Raw genomic sequence first — 17,602 nt, forward strand, 5'->3', positions numbered from 1 at the left:
TCGCACACAGGTTCCCGGGCCCGCACACAGGTTCGGACCTGTGTGCCAACCACCGGAGGTGTGTGCGAGCCAGCGGTCAGGCTCCGGTGATGTGTTCGGGGCGGATCGGGACGCGGCGGAGTGCGCCGCCGGTCGCGGCGCGGATCGCGGCCGCCACCGCCGGGCCGCTGCTGATCGTGGGCGGTTCGCCCACCCCGCGGACGCCGTAGGGGGCGTGCGGGTCGGCGTACTCCAGGACCTCGATCCGCATCGGCGGCATGTCGAGGATGGTGGGGATCAGGTAGTCGGTGAACGAGGGGTTCCGCACGTGGCCGTCGGTGACGACGATCTCCTCCATCAGCGCCAGCCCCATGCCCTGCGCGCTGCCGCCCTGGATCTGGCCGATCACGGCGTCGGGGTTGATCGCCCTCCCGACGTCCTGCGCGGTGTCCAGCGCCACGACCTTGACGAGCCCCAGCTCCACGTCCACGTCGACGACGGCCCGGTGCGCGGAGAACGCGTACTGCACGTGGGCGTCGCCCTGCCCGGTCTCCGGGTCGATCTCGTGGGTGGGCCGGTGGCGCCACTCGACGGTCTCCTCGACCGCGTCGTCACCGAGCACCTCGGCCAGCGAGCGCACCTCCCCCGACCCGAAGACGATCTTGTCACCGTCCCAGCGGGCCCCGGGTTCCGTCCGGGCCAGCACCGACGCCCGCACGGCCTCGCAGGCCGCCTTGACGGCGCCGCCGGTGACGTAGGTCTGCCGCGACGCCGACGTGGACCCGCCGGAGCCGACGGTGGTGTCCTTGGGGTGCACGACGACCCGCTCGACACCCAGCTCGGTGCGGCAGATCTGCTGCTCCACGGTGATCAGGCCCTGCCCGACCTCCGCCGCCGCGGTCTGCACGGTGACCACCGGCTCGCCGCCGGTCAGCTCCAGGCGCACCCGGGCCGTCGAGTAGTCGTCGAAGCCCTCGGAGAACCCCACGTTCTTGTAGGTCACCGCGTAGCCGATCCCGCGTACGACGCCCTCGCCGTGGGTGGTGTTGGAGACCCCGCCGGGGAGCTCCCGGATGTCGGTCCCCGCGCCGCGGGCCGGGGGCAGCGGCATGTCCCGCACGATCTCGATCAGTTCCTGCACCGGAGCCGCGCTGTCGATGACCTGACCGGTGATGTTGGTGTCCCCGAGCCGCATCCCGTTGAGTGCCCGGATCTCGACGGGGTCCATCCCGAGCCGCTCGGCGAGGGCGTCCATCAGCGCCTCGTGCGCGAACGCGGCCTGCACGCAGCCGAAGCCGCGCATCGCCCCGCACGGCGGGTTGTTGGTGTACACCCCGCGCGCGTCGACGTGCACGTTCGGGACGTTGTACGGGCCCAGGCCCAGCGTGCCGCCGTTGCCGACGACCGCACCCGTCGACGACGCGTACGCGCCGCCGTCGAACAGGATGTCGGCCCGGCCGTACACCAGCGTTCCGTCGGGTCGGGCGCCGAACTCGTAGCGCAGCCAGGCCGGGTGCCGGTGCACGTGCCCGTAGAAGGACTCGTCGCGGGCGTAGCTCATCTTCACCGGCTTCCCGGTGCGCAGCGCGAGCAGGCAGGCGTGGACGTGCATCGAGAGGTCCTCGCGCCCGCCGAACGCGCCACCGACCCCGGCGAGGGTCAACCGGACCTTCTCGGGAGGCAGCCCGAGCACGCGGCAGATCTGGGACTGGTCGACGTGCAGCCACTGCGTGGCCACGTACAGGTCGACGCCGCCGTCCTCCGCCGGCACGGCGAGCCCGGACTCCGGCCCGAGGAACGCCTGGTCCTGCATGCCGACCTCGAAGTCCAGCGCCACCACGACCGGCGCGGTGGGCGCGGGGTCGCCCCGGCGGATCTGCATCTTCCGCACGAGGTTGCCGCCCTCGTGGACCTGCGGCGCGTCGGCGTCCAGCGCGCGGCGGGGGTCGGTCACGGCGGGCAGCACGTCGTAGTCGACGACGATCGCCTTCGCCGCGCGCCGGGCGGTCTCCGGGTGGTCGGCGGCGACCAGCGCCACCGGCTCGCCCTCGTAGCGCACGACCCCGGTCGCCAGCGCCGGGGTGTCGAGGTGCTCCAGGCCCACGGCGTTCACGCCGGGCACGTCGTCCGCGGTGAGCACGGCGGAGACACCGGGCAGGGCCAGTGCCGCCGTCACGTCGATCGACACGATCCGGGCGTGCGGGTGCGGGCTGCGCAGCGTGGCGCCCCACACCATGTCGTCGTGCCACAGGTCCGAGGAGTACGCGAACTCGCCGGTGACCTTGAGGGTCGCGTCCGGCCGCAGCGGCGAGTCGCCGATCCGGCCGCTGATACCGGTCTGGGTCGAGGTCATGACGCCTTCTCCAACAGGGTGCGGTGGACGCGCGCGCACTCGAGGGCGAGCGCGTCGGTGTCGACGGTCAGGACGCGGTCGCGCTCGACGACCGGGCGGCCGTCCACGAGCAGCAGCTCCAGCGGCGGCGGCGAGCCCAGGACGAGCGCGGCCACCGGGTCGGCGACGTCGGCGTGCGCGAGGCCGTCGATCCGCCACAGGGCGAGGTCGGCGAGCTTGCCGACCTCGATCGAGCCGATCTCGTCGGCCCGCCCGAGCACCGCGGCGCCGCCGAGGGTGCCCAGCTCCAGGGCGTCGCGGACGGTCAGCGCCGTGGGTCCGCCGACCGCGCGGGCGAACAGCAGCGCGTGCCGCAGCTCCTCCAGCAGGCTGCCGGCCTCGTTGCTGGCCGCGCCGTCGACGCCCAGGCCGACGCGGGCGCCGGCGTCGCGCAGGTCGCGGGTGCGGGCGATGCCGGCCCCGAGCCGCGCGTTGGACGACGGGCAGTGCGCCACCCCGGTCGCGGTGTCGCCGATCTTCTTCACGGCGCCGTCGTCGAGGTGGATCGCGTGGGCGAACCAGACGTCGTCGCCGGTCCAGCCGAGCGACTCGACGTACTCCAGCGGGGAGCAGCCGAAGCGCTCGCGGCAGAAGTCCTCCTCGTCGAGGGTCTCGGCGAGGTGGGTGTGCAGCCGCACTCCCAGCTCGCGGGCCAGTACCGCGGACTCGCGCATGAGGTCCCCGGTCACCGAGAACGGCGAGCACGGCGCTAGCGCCACCTGCCGCATCGAGCCCGGCGACGGGTCGTGCCAGCGCTCCACCGCCTCGCGCGACGCGGCCAGGATCGCCTCGCGCGACTCGACGACGTGGTCGGGCGGCAGCCCGCCGTCGCGCCGGCCCAGGTCCATCGAGCCGCGCGTCGTGTGGAACCGCAGCCCCACCTCGGCGGCCGCGCGGATCTCGGCCGCGAGGACGTCGCCGCCCTCGCGCGGGAACACGTAGTGGTGGTCGCTGCTGGTGGTGCAGCCGGTGAGCGCGAGCTGGGCCAGCGCGCCGCTCGCCCCGGTGTGCACGGCGTGCTCGTCGATGCCGGCCCACACCGGGTAGAGCGTGGTGAGCCACTCGAACAGCGTGTGGTCGACGGCCAGGCCGCGGGTGACCCACTGGTAGAGGTGGTTGTGGGTGTTGACGAACCCCGGCGTGAGCAAGCACCCGCGGCCGTCCACGACGGTCTCGCCCCCGGTGCGGGGAGCCGGCCCGGCGCCGACGGCGGTGATCCGGTTCCCCTCGACCACGACGTGCCCGCCGGCGAACTCCTCTCCGGTCACGGTGACGACGTGCGCGCCCTCGATGATCGTGGTCACCACATCGTCGGTGCTCACTGCTCCGCCGCCTGACGCTCGGTACGTGCTCCGCTCGCGCTGCGCACGGCGTCCAGGATCTTCTCGTACCCGGTGCAGCGGCAGAGGTTGCCGGCCAGCGCCTCCCGGATCTCCGGGTCGGACGGCGCCGGGTTGCGCTCCAGCAGGTCGTGGGTGGAGACGATCAGCCCCGGGGTGCAGAAGCCGCACTGCACGGCGCCGCACTCGACGAACGCCTGCTGCACCGGGTGCAGCTCCCCGTCGGATGCGAGCCCTTCCACGGTGGTCACCGAGCGGCCCTGCGCCTGCCCGGCCGCGACCAGGCACGAGCACACCGGCACGCCGTCGAGGTAGACGGTGCACGAGCCGCACTCGCCCTGCTCGCAGGCGTTCTTGGAGCCGGGCAGCCCCATCCGCTCGCGCAGCGCGTAGAGCAGGCTCTCGCCCTCCCACACGTCGTCGACGTCGTGCGCGGTCCCGTTGACGGTCAGGGAGATCCTCATGCGGCACTCCGTCCATTCCCTTGGCGATACTCGGTCCAGGCCCATCCGGCGGCGCGGCGCGCCATCACGGACAGGGTGTGCAAGCGGTAGGCGGCGGTGCCGCGGACGTCGTCGATGGGGGCGGCGGCGTCGCGCACCCGGCGGCCGAACTCGACCGCGAGGGACTCGGGCAGCTCGCCGCGCGAGGACCACAGCCCCGCGGCCTCCAGCTCCCCGGCCAGGAACTCCCCGGCCGCGACGGCCCGGCGCGGGGTGGGTGCGGCGCTGCCGATGCCGGTGCCGACGGCCCTGCGGTCCGGGTGCAGGGCCAGGCCGAACGCCGACACCGCGATCACCATGGCGTTGCGGGTGCCGATCTTGCAGAACTGCTGCGGCCCGGTCGGCGGGGCGATCCAGATGGCGGCGATCAGCTCGTCGGGGGCCAGCGCGCTGCGCTTGACGCCGGTGAAGAACTCCGCGACCGGGATCGTGCGGGTGCCGCGCACCGACGTCACCTCGACGTCGGCGTCGGCGGCGAGCAGCGCCGGGTGGCTGTCCCCGGCCGGGGAGGCGGCGCCGAGGTTGCCCCCGACGGTGCCGCGGTTGCGGATCTGCAGCGACCCGACGGTCCGCGCCGCCATCGCGAGCCCGGGCAGCGTCGTGCCCAGCTCGTCGATGACGCGGGCGAAGGTGACCCCGGCACCCAGCCGGACCCGGCCGTCGTCGAGCGTCCAGTCGCGCAGCTCCGGCACCCGGGTGACGTCGAGCAGGGCGGGCGGGCGCCGGTGGTCGAAGTTGATCTCGACCATGACGTCGGTGCCGCCCGCCACGGGCAGCGCGTCGGGGTGCTCCGCCTTGGCCGCGAGGGCCTCGGCCCAGGTGGTCGGCGCCAGGAAGTCCATGGGAGCAGTACATCCCTCGGCAGGCACTCCGCAGAAGTCGCCACCGTGACGAATCGGCCACCACGATCCGCTCCGGAGTTGTACGTTCCTCCAATGCTGTTGCGGGAGCTCGTCGGGCACCCCGGCCTGGGGCTGCGCCTGCTGCACGGCTCCGGGGCGGCGCTGGACCGGCCGGTCCGCTGGGTGTACACCACCGACCTGATCGACCCCGCCCGGTACCTGTCCGGCGGCGAGCTGGTGCTCAGCGGGCTGGTCTGGCGCCGGGAGCCGGCCGACAGCGAGCGGTTCGTCTCCGCGCTCGCCGCCGCGGGCACCGCTGCGCTCGCCGCCGGCACCGCCGGGTCCGGTAGCACGCCCGACGACGTGCTCGACGCCTGCCGCCGCCACGACGTCCCGCTGATCGAGGTACCCGAGCAGACGTCGTTCTCCGCGGTCACCGAGCTCGTGGTGGGCGCGCTGGCGGCGGCGCGCAGCGACCGGCTCGCGCACTCGCTGGGACGCCAGCGCCGGCTGCTCGCCGCCGTCGCGGACGGGACCGGCCTCGACGAGCTCGTGGCCCAGGTGTCGGCGGCCACCGGGCTGGTGTGCCGGGTGCTGACCGCGACCGGCCGGGCGATCGTCGCCGGGCCACGGCCGCTGACCGATGCCGAGCTGGACCGCATCACCGCGACATTCCTGACGGCCGCACGGCTTCCCGCGGTCGTGCGGGGGGCGGGCCGCTCCCGCGGCGCGGGCGACGGCTCGACCGGTGCGCACTCGGTGTTCCCGGTGGGCCCGGCCTCCGAGCAGCGGTCGACGTCGTGGTTCGTGGCCGTGGAGGGGGCGTTCCCGGCCTGGGACGCCTCGATCGCGGAGGCGGTGGACGAGCTGGTCGCGATCACCGCGCTGGACCGCGCGCGGCGCGGCGAGGGCCTGCGCCTGGCCCGCGACATCGCCGACGACGCCGTCGCGCTCGTCGCCGGCGGCGCCGGGAACCGCCCCGAGACCGCCACCCGGCTGCGCCAGGCCGGGCTCGACCCCGCGGCGCCGCTGACCGTGGTCGCGGCCGGGTTCGTCGACCGGCCGGACCGCCTGGAGATCGCGCGCGCGGTGCTCGTCGACGCCGCCTCGCATGTCGGCCCCCCGGTCGTCGGGGTGCACGACGGGCTGGCCGTGGCGCTGGTCCCGGGCGAACCCGGGCCGCTGCGCACCGCGCTGCACCGGCTGGAACCGGGCCTGGGCCCCGAACGGCTCACCGTCGGGATGAGCCGGCCGTCGGAGCCGGGGGCGCTGGCCGGCGCGGTGCGGGAGGCCCACCACGCCCGCGACCTGGCCGAGCACCGGGCCGGCGCGCTGCATGTCGTCACCGGCGCGGACGTCACCTCGCACGTGGCGCTGCTGGCCACCGTGCCCGACGAGGTGCGCCGGGCCTTCGCCGCGCGCGTGCTCGACCCGGTGCTGGCCTACGACGCCCGCAACGACGCCGGCCTGCGCGAGACCCTGGAGGCGTTCCTGGACTGCTCGGGATCGTGGAGCCGCGCCGCGGAACGGCTGCACCTGCACGTCAACACGGTCCGCTACCGCATCGGGCGGGTGGAGGAGCTCACCGGCCGCGACCTCGGCGTGTTCGCCGACCGCGTGGACGTGTTCCTGGCCCTGCGGTCGCGCTGACGCCGCACCCGGTGATTGCAGCAACGCCACCTTCATGCAACCAGATGGCGTGAAGGTGGCCTTGCTGCAATGCGGGGGTGCGACCGGTCAGTCCCGCGTGATCGTCGCCACGATGAGCCCGTAGGGGCGGTCGGCGGCGTGGAACACCTCGTTCGGGTTCTCCAGGCCGAAGGGCGCGAGGTCCACCACGAAGTGGTGCCGGTTCGGGGCCGACAGGCTGATCTCGGCCACCTCGGGACGGGCCTCCAGCACGGCCTTGCCCATCTCCCACAGCGTCTGCTGCAGCGCGAGCGAGTGCACCGTGGCGAACCGCTCCAGCAGGATCCGCCGCACGTCGGCCCAGGTCCTGTCCCACTCGACGTCCCCGGCCCCGACGGCGCCGCCGGCGTAGGTCCAGGTCGCCACGAGCGAGGTGGACATGATCCGGTCGTGGGTGGGCGCCAGCGTCGTGTACCCGTCGACGAGGAACCCGGCGAACTCCGAGCCGGTGGACTTGAGCAGCACCAGGTCACGCAGGCCCGACACCACCTGCGCGCCCCCGGCGTCGACGGTCACCACGGTGGTGCGCACCTCGGGCCCCCGCCGCACCCAGGTGTGGTCGTGACCCGACCCCCCGACCGGCACCCGCTCCCAGCCGAGCTCGTCCACCGCGATCCGGGCACCCTGCACCGGTGCGACGTCGTCGACGAAGTGCCGGGCCAGCGCGAGCGCGTAGTCCTCGATCTCGCCCAGCCCGTGCGACTTGGCGAAGGCGTAGCAGGTGTTCTTCTGGGTGTCGGTCGGCAGCACGTCGGACTGGTCGCCCGCGAGGTGCGCGGCGGAGAAGTCGCCGCGCAGCGCCGTGGACACCGTGACGTCACGGATCTCGTGGCGGTCGGTCTCGCGGTGGATCCGGACGAGCCGGTTCTCCGCCTTCCCGTACTGGTTGGCTCCCAGGACGATTCCCATCGCTTGTCAGCTCCCGCGGTAGGTCGAGTAGGCGAACGGGGACAGCAGCAGCGGCACGTGGTGGTGGCTCCCCGGATCGGTGACGGCGAAGGTGACGGCCACCTCCGGGTAGAAGCCCTGCTGCCCGGTGGCGGCGAAGTACCCGCCGGTGTCGAACGTGAGCGTGTAGGTGCCGGCGGCCAGGTCGGGGAACCCGTCCCGGACACGGCCGTCGCGGTCGGTGACGGCGCGCGCCAGCACCGCGCCCCCGCACGCGAGACGCACGGCGAGGCCGACGGCCGGGCGGCCCGACGTCGCGTCCAGGACGTGCGTGGACAGCGTCATGCGACGACCTCCAGGAACTGGGTGAGCCGGATCCGGTTGATCGCGGCCAGCTCGGCCAGGGCGACGGCCCGCTCGGTGGCGGCGTCGTTGGCCAGCCGGGCGTGCAGGGTGGCGAGCAGGTCCTCGGCGCCGCGGCCGCTGGCGCAGACGAGGTAGACGTGGCCGAACCGCTGCTCGTACGCCTCGTTGCCGGCGGCCAGCGCGTCGAGCAGGTCGGTGGCCGCGGTCCCGACCGCGCTCTGCTCGCGCCGCGACCGCCCGCCGGCCGTGCGGTCGCCGATGCGCGGGTGACCGGCCATGGCGGCGTCCAGGTCGGCGTCGGTGAGGGCCCGGTCCGCGGCGACGAGCAGGTCGTCGACGCTGCCGTAGGGCCGCCCGGCCGCCACCCGGGCCGCCCAGTCGGGCGCCGCGCAGAGCGTGCGCAGCTCGTGCTCGGCGTCGGACGAGGTGTTGAACGCGGCGAGGTTCACCGGTCCCCCCGGAAGGCCCGGGCGCGCGCGCCGGCGATCGGGTTGGCGTCGGCGACGAGATCGGCGAAGCGGTGACCGGCCACCTTCGCGATCTCGATCAGGGCGGCGGCGTGCTCCTGCGCGGGCGAGTTCTCCAGCCGGGCCCAGCCGTCGCGCAGGATGTGCTCGCGCGAGGAGTCGCGCACGCAGACGATCAGCGGGATCCCGAACCGCTCCCGGTAGGCGGCGGCGAGCGCGGCGAACTCCTCGCGGTCGGTCTCGGTGAGCCTGGTCAGCCCGGCCGCCGACTGGTCGCGCACGGAGTCCTCACCCTCCTCGCCGTCGGCGACGCGGTCCCCGCCGAGATCGGGATAGTGCGCCATCAGCGCGCGCTGCTCGTCGCGCGGGGCCGAGAACAGGGACTCCTGGAACGCGGTGCGCAGCGCGCCGGTGTCGGCGAAGGGGCGCCGGTCGTACGCGTGGCCCACCACCTCCCCGGACCCCTGGAACAGCCGCCCGAACGTCGCGACGAAGTCGTCGCGACCCATCTGGTTCACCTCGGCCAGCCGCACCGAGTCGCCGGGCGTTCCCGCCACCGCGGGACCGCGGTCCGGTCCGAGATGGTGGAACACGACGTTGAGCCCGATCGCGGCGATGCTGCCCAGCGTGATACCCGACCCGAAGATGATCTGCGCCCACGGCGGCACGGCGGTGGCGACGTCGGGCTGCGCGGTGACGAACATGGCCAGCCCGACCGACGAACCCACGATCACGACGTTGCGGTGGTCGTGGAAGTCCACCCGGGACAGGGTCTGGATGCCGACCACCGCCACCGTCGCGAACATCGCCAGCGCCGCGCCGCCGAGGACGGGGTGCGGGATGCCGGCCACGACCGCGCCCGCCTTGGGCACCAGCCCGATCAGGATCATGATGACGCCCGCCGCGGCCACGACGTAGCGGCTCTTCACCCGGGTCAACCGCACCAGCCCGACGTTCTCGGCGAAGCAGGTGTAGGGGAAGGAGTTGAACACCCCGCCGATCGTGGTGGCCAGGCCGTCGGCGCGCAGCGCGCGGGCCACGTCCTCGCGCCCGACGCGCTTGTCGACGATCTCGCCGGTGGCGAAGACGTCCCCGGTGGTCTCGACGGCGGTGATGAGCATGACCACGATCATGGACACGATCGCGGCGAAGCTGAACTGCGGCCACCCGAAGTGGAACGGCGTGGTGACGCCGAACCAGGACGACCCGTCCACCGCGTCGAACGTCGCGTCCCCGAGCCCCCAGGCCACCAGCGTGCCCAGCACGAGACCGACGAGCACCGCGACCGTCGCCATGAAGCCGCGGAAGATCCGCTGGATCGCGACGATGACCAGCAGCGTGCCCAGCGCGTAGGCGAGGTTGCGCAGGTTGCCCGGCTGCGGGTCCGACCCGCCGCCGACGGCGTCGAGCGCGGCCACCGGCAGCAGGGCCAGCCCGATGATCAGGATGACCGAACCGGTGACGACGGGCGGGAAGAACCGGATCAGCTTCGAGAAGTACGGCGCGATCAGGAACGTGACGAGCCCGGCCACGATCACCGAGCCGTAGATCACCAGGAGCCCGTCGGTGCCCCCGCCGGCGGCGAGCCCGATGGCGATCATCGGCGAGACCGCGGTGAACGTGACGCCCTGCAGCAGCGGCAGCCGGACCCCGACCTTCCAGAAGCCGACGCTCTGGATGATCGAGGCGATGCCGCAGGTGAACAGGTCGGCGTTGATCAGGTGGATGAGCTCGCGCTCGGACAGCCCGATCGCGCCCGCGAGCAGGATCGGGACGATCACGGCCCCGGCGTAGAAGGCGAGCACGTGCTGGAAGCCGTAGACGGCGAGCTTGCCCGCAGGCAGCACCTCGTCGACCGGGTGGGTGGGGCGTGTCGTTCCGCGCACGGGGGCACCTCGCAGGGCGGTGGATGAGATCCGCCTCACGATGGCGGGCGGGCCGCGGGCCCGACCACCCACGGAACCGACGAACCGGGGCCATCCGCGGAGCCGCGTGGTTGTGCGATCCGCCATCCGCCGCGCCCTGGCCGGATCGAGAGCGTCCGGGATGAGTTGTTCGTCACGGTATGAGACCGTGGACGGCCACCCCAACCGACAAGGAGTCCTTCCGTGGCGTTCCCGGGCATCCAGCACATCGCGATCACCGTCTCCGACCTCGACCGCAGCACCCGGTGGTACGCGCGGCTCCTCGGTGCCGACCCGGTGCTCGACGAGGACGAGGAGTCGGGCACCTACCACCACACGGTCTTCGCACTCGACGGCGGCACGCTCCTGGGCCTGCACACCCACATGGGGGCCGAGACGAAGGAGCGGGCCGACGAGCGGCGCACCGGCCTGGACCACATCGGCTTCGCGCTGAGCGGCACCGCCGAACTCGAGCGGTGGCGCGACCGGCTCGACGAGCTCGGGATCGCCCACGGCGGCATCAAGAAGGCCCACTACGGCAGCGGCGTCTCCTTCCGCGACCCCGACAACATCGCCCTCGAGTTCTTCATCGCACCCGGGACCTGATCCCCGCCGGGCGATCCCGGGCGGGAGGATCCGGCTCGCGCTACTGCGGTTCCGGCCCGCCGGACGGTCCGCGAGCGGCCTGCAGGGCGCCGGCCGGCAGCCGGTCGGCACCCCAGCTGCGCTGGATGTAGCCGAGGACCCGGTCGAGCTCCTCGGCCGGCACCGCGTCGGGATCGCCCCGCTCGAAGGGGTCGTAGTGGTAGATGTAGAGCCGCGAGGCGAACTGGTCGAACGGCAGCGAGCCCTCCCCGAACCGCTCGCCGTGGCCTGCGGTGCTGACCACGACCCCGTCGCCCCAGTCCTGACCGCTGTCGTTGTTGGGGTTGTAGAAGTAGACCCGCATGACGTCCTGCGGGTCCGGGCCCGCCCGCAGGATCGTGATCGCGTGCCAGCCGACGTAGCGCGCACCGCTGTCGGTGACGGCGACGCCCGCCGGCTGCGGGTGGATCACCGGCTGGTCGCCGTTGTAGGCGGGGTGGTAGCTCGCGTAGAAGTGCCGGAGGAACTCGTCGAGGTCGGTCAGCAGTCCGGTACCGACGTCGACGTTGATCCGGAACCCGCGGCCGGACCACCAGCCGTGGAACTCGGGGTTGACCCAGCGGTGCGGGTCGCCGGGCCGGTCGGCGCAGCGCCTGCCCATCTCGGCGTAGATCCGGTCGAGATGGGGCACCACGAGCAGCGACACCGGGTCCAGGTCGGTGGGCAGCGTGGTCGCCACACCGCCCGCGCTGTCGCGCGAGGAGATCGGCTGACCCTCGAAGTGCATGGTGATCTCGTCGTCGCGGGCGGCCCACACCAGCACCTGCAGCAGGTAGTCGGGGTCGTTGTAGGACCACATCGACAGCGCCCGCGCCGACTGGCAGGTGGGGTTGTCGCCCTGCCCGACGCCCAGCGGCAGCCCCAGCACCGAGAGCACCCCCGCGAGCAGGCGCGCGGGCGGGGCCGGGACCGGGCCGAACGCCGTGGCCAGCCGCTCCTGCGCGTGCGGGGAGAGCACCAGGCCGAGCTGGCGCCACAGCGCGGGCGCGACCGCGGGCTCGTACAGGATCCCGCGGTCCAGCAGCAGCGCCAGCCCGTAGACGCTCTGGGCGGTCTGCGGGTGCACGGCCTCGGTGATCAGCCGGTGCACCAGGTCGTGGAAGCGCAGCAGGCAGTCGCGGCCGGTGCTGGACAGGCCCAGCGCCTCGGCGATCAGGAAGTCGCCCTCCTCGATCAGGAACCGCAGCAGCTCCGCGTGGTAGGGCGAGACGAGCCCGGTGTCGTGCATCGCGCGGGCGAACCCCGCCGCCTCGTACTGCAGGCCGCCCGCGTCCATCGCCTCCAGCCGCGACCGGTAGACCTCCAGGCCGGGGTCCTCCCGGCACGCCTCGGTCGTGCCGAACAGGCTGGTGATCAGCCGGTCCACACCCTGCCCGGCGGACCCCAGGTCGACGTCGGGGTCGCCGCGGTAGACCGCGATCCGGGTGATCATGTCCTGCACACCGTCGACCTGGATCGGCCGCTGCCGCAGGATGCGCCAGATCTCCTCGACCAGGCGGTCCAGGACGCTGCCGTAGCCGACCTGCGCACCGATGTGCCCCACCAGGTCCCGGATCAGCTGCGCCGTGCGTCCCTGCGTCGTGCGCTCGGCCTCGCTGGGCGGGGTGAACAGCAGCTCCAGGTTCATGGCCAGCACCTGCGAGAGGAACTGGTGGGCGTCCTCGGCGGAGATCCTGGGGTGCTCGTAGTCGCCGGTGGCGACGGCGAGCAGGCGCAGCCCGCTCGCGGCCTCCATCAGCACGGTGTCGGCGTCGGCGCTGTGCAGCGAGTTCCCGCTCAGCGCGGGGACCAGGATCTCCGGGGACGCCCAGTCCGTGCCCAGGAACAGGCCGGCGTCCTCCAGCGCGGCGGCGCGGGCCTGCACGGCCGCGCAGCCGCCGGGTGCCACCAGCACGCGACGCAGCGAGTCCAGCACGAGCCGGAGCTTGAGGTGCTTGCCGAAGTCCCGGGTCTGCGCCATCGCCGCGACGGCGTCGTCGAGGGCGGCCAGGCGCCGGTCCAGCACCCCGTCACTAGACGTAGAAGTCAAGTTCTTCCTGCCTCGCGAGCAGATCGCGCATCGTGTAGGGGTCGTCGCCGAAGAAGTACACCAGGCCCCAGTGCGTGCCGAACGCGGTGCGCTTGGTCACCGTCTCCTCCAGCGGGGCGGTGAGCTCGTGGGAATCGAAGTACTCGTGGTCCACGGTCTCGTCCGGCATCGCCAGCTCGTTGACGACCCGGCGCCGCGGGTACACGCCGAAGCAGCCGGCGAAACCGCGCGCGTCGACGACCTCGGTCGGGAAGAAGGCGTCGATCTCCTCCTCGGTGGTCTTCGGGTCGAACGCGAGCACCAGCGCCTGGTAGGCGTTGAATCCGTACGCGCGCTCCAACAGCTCGAAGACCTTGAAGCCCGGCGGCCGGTAGGCCACCTCGCCGAAGTACATCTCCCCGTCGCTGGTGACGAAGTACTCGGGATGGATGAAGCCGAAGTCGATCTCGAACGCCTTGATCAGCTTCTCGATCTCCTGCGTGATCCGGGCCCGGTAGCGCTCCAGTTCGGGAGTGGCCGGGACGAACACCGAGTACCCGAGCGTGACGTATTCGGAGATGTTCAGGAATCGGACCTTGCCGTTGAATATCCACGCCTCCACGGCGAACTCCCAGCCGTCGAGATGGGACTCCATCAGGACCGGGAACTCCTCGTCGGGGATCGTGTCGACCTCGTCCGGGGTGCGGATCACGCGGTGCCCGAGACAGCCGGCCTTGTCGAACGCCTTGAGGTGGATCGGGTCGTTCGGGTCGCCGTCGAGCTTGAGCAGCGTCTGGTTGACCCGCTTGAGGAACCGGATGACGTCGCCCCGGTCGTGGGCCTCCTCGAAGATCCCGACCCGGATGCCGCCGAGCTGCGCACGCCGCTTCATCAGGGCCTTGTCCCGCAGCAGCATCGCCTGACCGAACAGCCGAGGGTTGCCCCGCAGCACCGCGTTGATCGCGCCCGCCCACTCGACGGTCTCCTCGTACAGGGGGATGGCGACGTCGACGCCGGCCTCCTGCAGGGTCTCGGCGATCTCCATCGAGCGGTCGTTGAGCCGCTCGAAGTTCCACGGGATGTAGGGGATGTCGTTCTCGGTGCAGTACTCCTGCGCCCACTCCGGCGCCACGACGACGTACCGCCGGTCGAACCGGTCGAGCGCCTCGATCGCGTTCAGACTCCAACCCAGAACAGCGACGAAACCCTTCTCCGGATCCCGCTTCACCGGCTCCCGAGCCGGTGTGGTCAATTCCTCTCCGGGCTTTCCGTTCTCTATTTCGACAGACACTCGCCGGACCCTACCTCGTCGGCGGCGGGGGGACATGTCGTGCGAGCGCCTGCCGCCGGGCCACACCGGCCCGCGCTCGTGGGCCGGATCGCCCCGCCGTCGAGCGCGGCTGAACGTCGCAAACTGCGACAGCACCGACCCGGCCCGGGGTGGGAACATCCCTGATCGCCTCGGCCGCGCAACGGAGCAGGAGACTCGATGACGAGTACCGACCAACAGCACGGGAGCACCACGGCCGCGCCCGCGTCGCGGCTCACGACGTGGCACCACGAGCTGTTCGCGGCGGTCGGGAAGTGGCGTTGGCTGCACACCCTCAACGACAGCGTCACCGAGGTGGTGCAGCCGCTGTACGACCGCCACCGCGACAACGTCGTCGTGGAGCTGATGCACGGCGGCCGGTGGGCCGGACACTCGTTGCACGCGGCGCTGAGCGACCTCCCGATCGGCTTCTGGTCGAGCGCCGTCGTCCTCGACCTGCTCGACAAGGACGTCCCTTCCGCCAACGGGCGGCTGGACCCGGCGGGCGCGCTCAGCGCGGCCGGCCTGGCCGCGGCCGTCGCCACCGCCGCCACCGGCATCACCGACTGGAACGTCAGCGACGACGAGGACCGCCGCGTCGGACTGTTCCACGGCGTGCTCAACGCCGCGGGGATGACGCTGCAGGCCGCGTCGCTGGCCGCCCGGATGCGCGGGCACCGCAGGCCGGCGCAGGTGCTCAGCCTGGCGAGCATGACCGTCACGGGAGCTGCCGGGTTCGTCGGCGGACACCTCGTGCAGGGCCGGGCCGTCATGGTCAACCGGGTGGCGACGTCGACCGGGCCCACCCGCTGGGTGCGCGCGGTGGAGGACACCGCCCTGGAGGACGGGATCCCGGCAGGCGTCGAGGTGGACGGCCGCAAGGTCCTGCTCTACCGCACGAACGGTGACCTCTACGCCATGGACAACACCTGCAGCCACGCGGGCGGGCTGCTGTCGCGCGGCCAGTTCGACGGATGCACGGTGACCTGCCCGCTGCACGAGGCCCGCTTCGACCTCCGAGACGGGCGCATCCTGCGCGGGCCCGCCCACACCCCCCAACCGGTGCTCCCGACGCGGATACGCAACGGGTGGATCGAGGTACGGGGCTCCCTGCCCCGATCCCGGCGCGCGACGAACTGAAGGAGAACACACCATGGCGTGGGAAGCGGTAGCCGATCTCGACCAGCTCGAGGAGGGCGACATGATGGTCGTCCAGCTGCGGGGCGAGCCGGTCTGCGTGGTCCGCCTCTACGAGGACGAGGCCGTCGCGGTCCACAACACCTGCACCCACCAGCAGCAGCCCCTCAACGAGGGCTACCTGCAGGAGGACGACACGCTCATCTGCCCCGCGCACAACTCCTGTTTCGACCTGCGCACGGGCGAGCCGCGCGGCGTCCCGGCCGTCGCCCCCATCCCGGTGTACGCGTGCAAGATCGACGACGACGCGATCTGGGTGGACATGGACCAGCAGCTCAACGAGGCCGAGATCCCGCACAAGCCGTTCCACTAGGTCCTGGTCGAGGCGGGGGCCGGATCCTGGCCGGCCCCGCCTCCCCTTCGGCGGCGGTGGGCTTCCACGTCGGCTACTGCCGCCGGTTCCGGTCCTCGGTGCCGGCGGGGGGTTCGGGCACCCCGGCGGCCTCCTGGCGGTTCAGGTGAACCGGTCCGGGAGTGGTCGGCTGCTACCGGAGTGCTGCCGCGCCGGTGTCGCTTCGCGGCGCCGGCGGGGTTCGGGTGCCTCGGCGGCCGCCTGGTGGGTCAGGTGAACCATTCCGTTCCGGGTGGGAGTGGTCGGCCCCTACCGAAACGCTGCCGCGCCGATTCCGCTGCGCCGGCGCGCCGGGTCGGGGTTCCGTCGACCTTCCGGCGGTTCAGGTGAACCGTTTCGGGGGTGGTCGGCTTCTACCGACACCGCGACCGGGCCGCCCGCCGGGTCGGGTGGGGCCAGGTTTCGGGCGTCTCGGCGAATCTTCCGGGTGGGGGTGGTCGGCTTCTACCGATGTGCTGCCGCGCCGATTCCGTTCCTCGGCGCTGGCGCGCCTGCGGTACGGATCGACTTGCCACCGAAAGACCCTCCCTCGATCCCCGTAGCCGGTCGGGTCGGCCGCTCCCGTACGGCGTCGATCTCCCGTCCGGTGGTGGGTCGCCGAGTGGTCGACCTCCGTCGGTCGACGGTACCAAACGTGCAGCTCATCAGCGGTACAGTAGAACACATGTTCCCATCCGTCGCCGCGCCCTACGCGCCCGAACCGGACGCGCCCGAACGGGACGCCGCCGAGCCACCGCCGACGCTGGCGGACACGCCGCCGTCGGGGGTGTTCGCCGCCGAACTCGACTTCGCCACCGGGCACCCGGCGGCCCTGTCGGATGCCGAACTGGTGGATGCGGTCGTGGGGTACGAGAGGTTGGCCGCGTGGGCGGCGGCGCGGCAGGCCGCGGTGCTGGCCGAGTTCGCCGCCCGCCCCGCCGACCACCCCTCGGTACCCGCGGCGGAGGTGCGGCAGTGGGCCGCCGACGAGATCGCCCTCGCGACCACCGTGTCCCGCGGATCCGCCCACGCCCGGATCGCCCGCGCCGTCCGCCTGGACGGGGTACTGCGCCCCACCCGCGACCTCCTCGAAACCGGACAGCTGGACCCCTCACGGGCCCGGTTGATCTGCGACCGCGTCGAACACCTCGACGACGACCTCGCCGCCGCCGTGCAGCACCGTGTCCTGACCCGGGCGGCGGGGCAGACCTGGGCGCAGCTCGACGCCGCCCTGCGCCGCGCCATCCTCGCCGTCGACACCGACGGCGCCACCACCCGACACCGCAGCGCGAAACAGGCGCGGCGGGTGGACGTGTTCCCCGGGGAGGACGGCATGGCCACGCTGTGGGCCCGGATGCCCGCACCCGACGCGGCCGCATCCTTCGAATGGCTCACCCGCCTCGCCCGCGGCATGGGCGCGACCGATCCCCGCACCCTCGACCAGCGCCGCACCGACCTGCTCGTCGCCGCACTCACCGGGAAACTGGTACTACGCGACCCGAACACCGAACCGGGCGAGGCGACCGCGACGCTGCCGGTCACCCCCGGCAAACCCCTGATCACCGTCATCGTCCCGTACTCCACCCTCACCGGCGCCGACGACCAGCCGTGTGAACTGTCCGGGTACGGCCCCATCCCCGCGCACCTGGCCCGCGACATCGCCACCGACGCCGTCTGGCGGCGCCTGCTCGTCGACCCCGCCTCCGGAACCCTGCTCGACTACGGGCGCACCGTGTACCGAC

Annotated in this window: 15 protein-coding genes; 5 read left to right on the plus strand and 10 right to left on the minus strand. The window is 73.0% G+C overall.

All coding sequences use genetic code 11. The annotated features are described in order from the left end of the window. Window positions 1-76 precede the first annotated feature (76 nt). The 4 genes from pucD to Q1K26_RS10760 are packed head-to-tail and all read right to left on the minus strand — an operon-like array spanning window position 77 to window position 5,056. Window positions 77-2,332 (minus strand): xanthine dehydrogenase subunit D, encoded by a 2,256-nt coding sequence (pucD, locus tag Q1K26_RS10745; protein WP_300009924.1) that lies wholly within the window; start codon window positions 2,330-2,332, stop codon window positions 77-79. Beyond that, entirely contained in the window at window positions 2,329-3,693 is a 1,365-nt protein-coding gene (locus tag Q1K26_RS10750; RefSeq protein WP_300009926.1) for an 8-oxoguanine deaminase, read from the minus strand. The genes pucD and Q1K26_RS10750 overlap by 4 nt, the downstream gene beginning before the upstream one ends. Further along, window positions 3,690-4,175 (minus strand): (2Fe-2S)-binding protein, encoded by a 486-nt coding sequence (locus tag Q1K26_RS10755; RefSeq protein ID WP_300009928.1) that lies wholly within the window; start codon window positions 4,173-4,175, stop codon window positions 3,690-3,692. Before Q1K26_RS10755 ends, Q1K26_RS10750 begins: the two co-directional genes overlap by 4 nt. Next, window positions 4,172-5,056 (minus strand): FAD binding domain-containing protein, encoded by an 885-nt coding sequence (locus Q1K26_RS10760; RefSeq protein WP_300009931.1) that lies wholly within the window; start codon window positions 5,054-5,056, stop codon window positions 4,172-4,174. Before Q1K26_RS10760 ends, Q1K26_RS10755 begins: the two co-directional genes overlap by 4 nt. Window positions 5,057-5,149: 93 nt before the next feature. On the opposite strand from Q1K26_RS10760, the gene Q1K26_RS10765 reads away from it, so the two are divergent. After that, window positions 5,150-6,706, plus strand: a complete 1,557-nt coding sequence (locus Q1K26_RS10765; protein WP_300009934.1) for a PucR family transcriptional regulator ligand-binding domain-containing protein — start codon at window positions 5,150-5,152, stop codon at window positions 6,704-6,706. An 87-nt stretch (window positions 6,707-6,793) separates the two neighbouring features. On the opposite strand, the gene pucL is transcribed toward Q1K26_RS10765, so the two are convergent. The 4 genes from pucL to uraD (Q1K26_RS10785) are packed head-to-tail and all read right to left on the minus strand — an operon-like array spanning window position 6,794 to window position 10,352. Then, window positions 6,794-7,654: a factor-independent urate hydroxylase gene (pucL, locus tag Q1K26_RS10770; protein WP_300009937.1), complete on the minus strand. Its 861-nt coding sequence runs from the start codon at window positions 7,652-7,654 to the stop codon at window positions 6,794-6,796. 6 nt (window positions 7,655-7,660) lie between these two features. Beyond that, window positions 7,661-7,978, minus strand: a complete 318-nt coding sequence (gene uraH / locus Q1K26_RS10775) for a hydroxyisourate hydrolase (protein ID WP_300009940.1) — start codon at window positions 7,976-7,978, stop codon at window positions 7,661-7,663. Then, window positions 7,975-8,448 carry a 2-oxo-4-hydroxy-4-carboxy-5-ureidoimidazoline decarboxylase gene (uraD, locus tag Q1K26_RS10780; RefSeq protein ID WP_300009943.1) on the minus strand — a complete coding sequence of 158 codons (474 nt, stop codon included), beginning with the start codon at window positions 8,446-8,448 and terminating at the stop codon, window positions 7,975-7,977. The genes uraH and uraD (Q1K26_RS10780) overlap by 4 nt, the downstream gene beginning before the upstream one ends. Further along, window positions 8,445-10,352 carry a 2-oxo-4-hydroxy-4-carboxy-5-ureidoimidazoline decarboxylase gene (uraD, locus tag Q1K26_RS10785; RefSeq protein ID WP_300009946.1) on the minus strand — a complete coding sequence of 636 codons (1,908 nt, stop codon included), beginning with the start codon at window positions 10,350-10,352 and terminating at the stop codon, window positions 8,445-8,447. The genes uraD (Q1K26_RS10780) and uraD (Q1K26_RS10785) overlap by 4 nt, the downstream gene beginning before the upstream one ends. A gap of 222 nt (window positions 10,353-10,574) precedes the next feature. On the opposite strand from uraD (Q1K26_RS10785), the gene Q1K26_RS10790 reads away from it, so the two are divergent. Then, on the plus strand, window positions 10,575-10,976 hold the full coding sequence (locus Q1K26_RS10790; RefSeq protein WP_300009949.1) for a VOC family protein: 402 nt from the start codon (window positions 10,575-10,577) through the stop codon (window positions 10,974-10,976). A gap of 40 nt (window positions 10,977-11,016) precedes the next feature. On the opposite strand, the gene Q1K26_RS10795 is transcribed toward Q1K26_RS10790, so the two are convergent. Then, window positions 11,017-13,020: a hypothetical protein gene (locus Q1K26_RS10795; RefSeq protein ID WP_300009952.1), complete on the minus strand. Its 2,004-nt coding sequence runs from the start codon at window positions 13,018-13,020 to the stop codon at window positions 11,017-11,019. A 7-nt stretch (window positions 13,021-13,027) separates the two neighbouring features. After that, a complete protein-coding gene (locus Q1K26_RS10800; RefSeq protein WP_300009955.1) occupies window positions 13,028-14,251 on the minus strand; it encodes a carboxylate--amine ligase in 1,224 nt (407 codons plus the stop codon). A 261-nt stretch (window positions 14,252-14,512) separates the two neighbouring features. Here Q1K26_RS10800 and Q1K26_RS10805 point away from each other — a divergent pair, with 261 nt between their 5' ends. The 3 genes from Q1K26_RS10805 to Q1K26_RS10815 form a co-directional block, all read left to right on the plus strand. After that, complete coding sequence (locus tag Q1K26_RS10805; protein WP_300009958.1) at window positions 14,513-15,472, plus strand: non-heme iron oxygenase ferredoxin subunit; 960 nt, start codon at window positions 14,513-14,515, stop codon at window positions 15,470-15,472. A 13-nt stretch (window positions 15,473-15,485) separates the two neighbouring features. Next, the gene (locus Q1K26_RS10810; RefSeq protein ID WP_300009961.1) at window positions 15,486-15,842 is read left to right on the plus strand and encodes a non-heme iron oxygenase ferredoxin subunit; all 357 of its coding nucleotides are present in this window, start codon (window positions 15,486-15,488) and stop codon (window positions 15,840-15,842) included. Window positions 15,843-16,545: 703 nt separating this feature from the next. After that, on the plus strand, window positions 16,546-17,602 hold a 1,057-nt coding region (locus Q1K26_RS10815; protein ID WP_300009964.1), incomplete at its 3' end, for a DUF222 domain-containing protein.

It is taken from the genome of Pseudonocardia sp., assembly GCF_029263155.1.
Classification (GTDB): domain Bacteria; phylum Actinomycetota; class Actinomycetes; order Mycobacteriales; family Pseudonocardiaceae; genus Pseudonocardia.

Excerpts from the sequence above, each read along its gene's own strand:
- pucD (WP_300009924.1), bottom strand. The coding sequence starts at position 2,332 with ATGACCTCGACCCAGACCGGTATCAGCGGCCGGATCGGCGACTCGCCG.
- Q1K26_RS10755 (WP_300009928.1), bottom strand. The coding sequence starts at position 4,175 with ATGAGGATCTCCCTGACCGTCAACGGGACCGCGCACGACGTCGACGAC.
- Q1K26_RS10760 (WP_300009931.1), bottom strand. The coding sequence starts at position 5,056 with ATGGACTTCCTGGCGCCGACCACCTGGGCCGAGGCCCTCGCGGCCAAG.
- Q1K26_RS10765 (WP_300009934.1), top strand. The coding sequence starts at position 5,150 with ATGCTGTTGCGGGAGCTCGTCGGGCACCCCGGCCTGGGGCTGCGCCTG.
- pucL (WP_300009937.1), bottom strand. The coding sequence starts at position 7,654 with ATGGGAATCGTCCTGGGAGCCAACCAGTACGGGAAGGCGGAGAACCGG.
- uraH (WP_300009940.1), bottom strand. The coding sequence starts at position 7,978 with ATGACGCTGTCCACGCACGTCCTGGACGCGACGTCGGGCCGCCCGGCC.
- Q1K26_RS10805 (WP_300009958.1), top strand. The coding sequence starts at position 14,513 with ATGACGAGTACCGACCAACAGCACGGGAGCACCACGGCCGCGCCCGCG.
- Q1K26_RS10810 (WP_300009961.1), top strand. The coding sequence starts at position 15,486 with ATGGCGTGGGAAGCGGTAGCCGATCTCGACCAGCTCGAGGAGGGCGAC.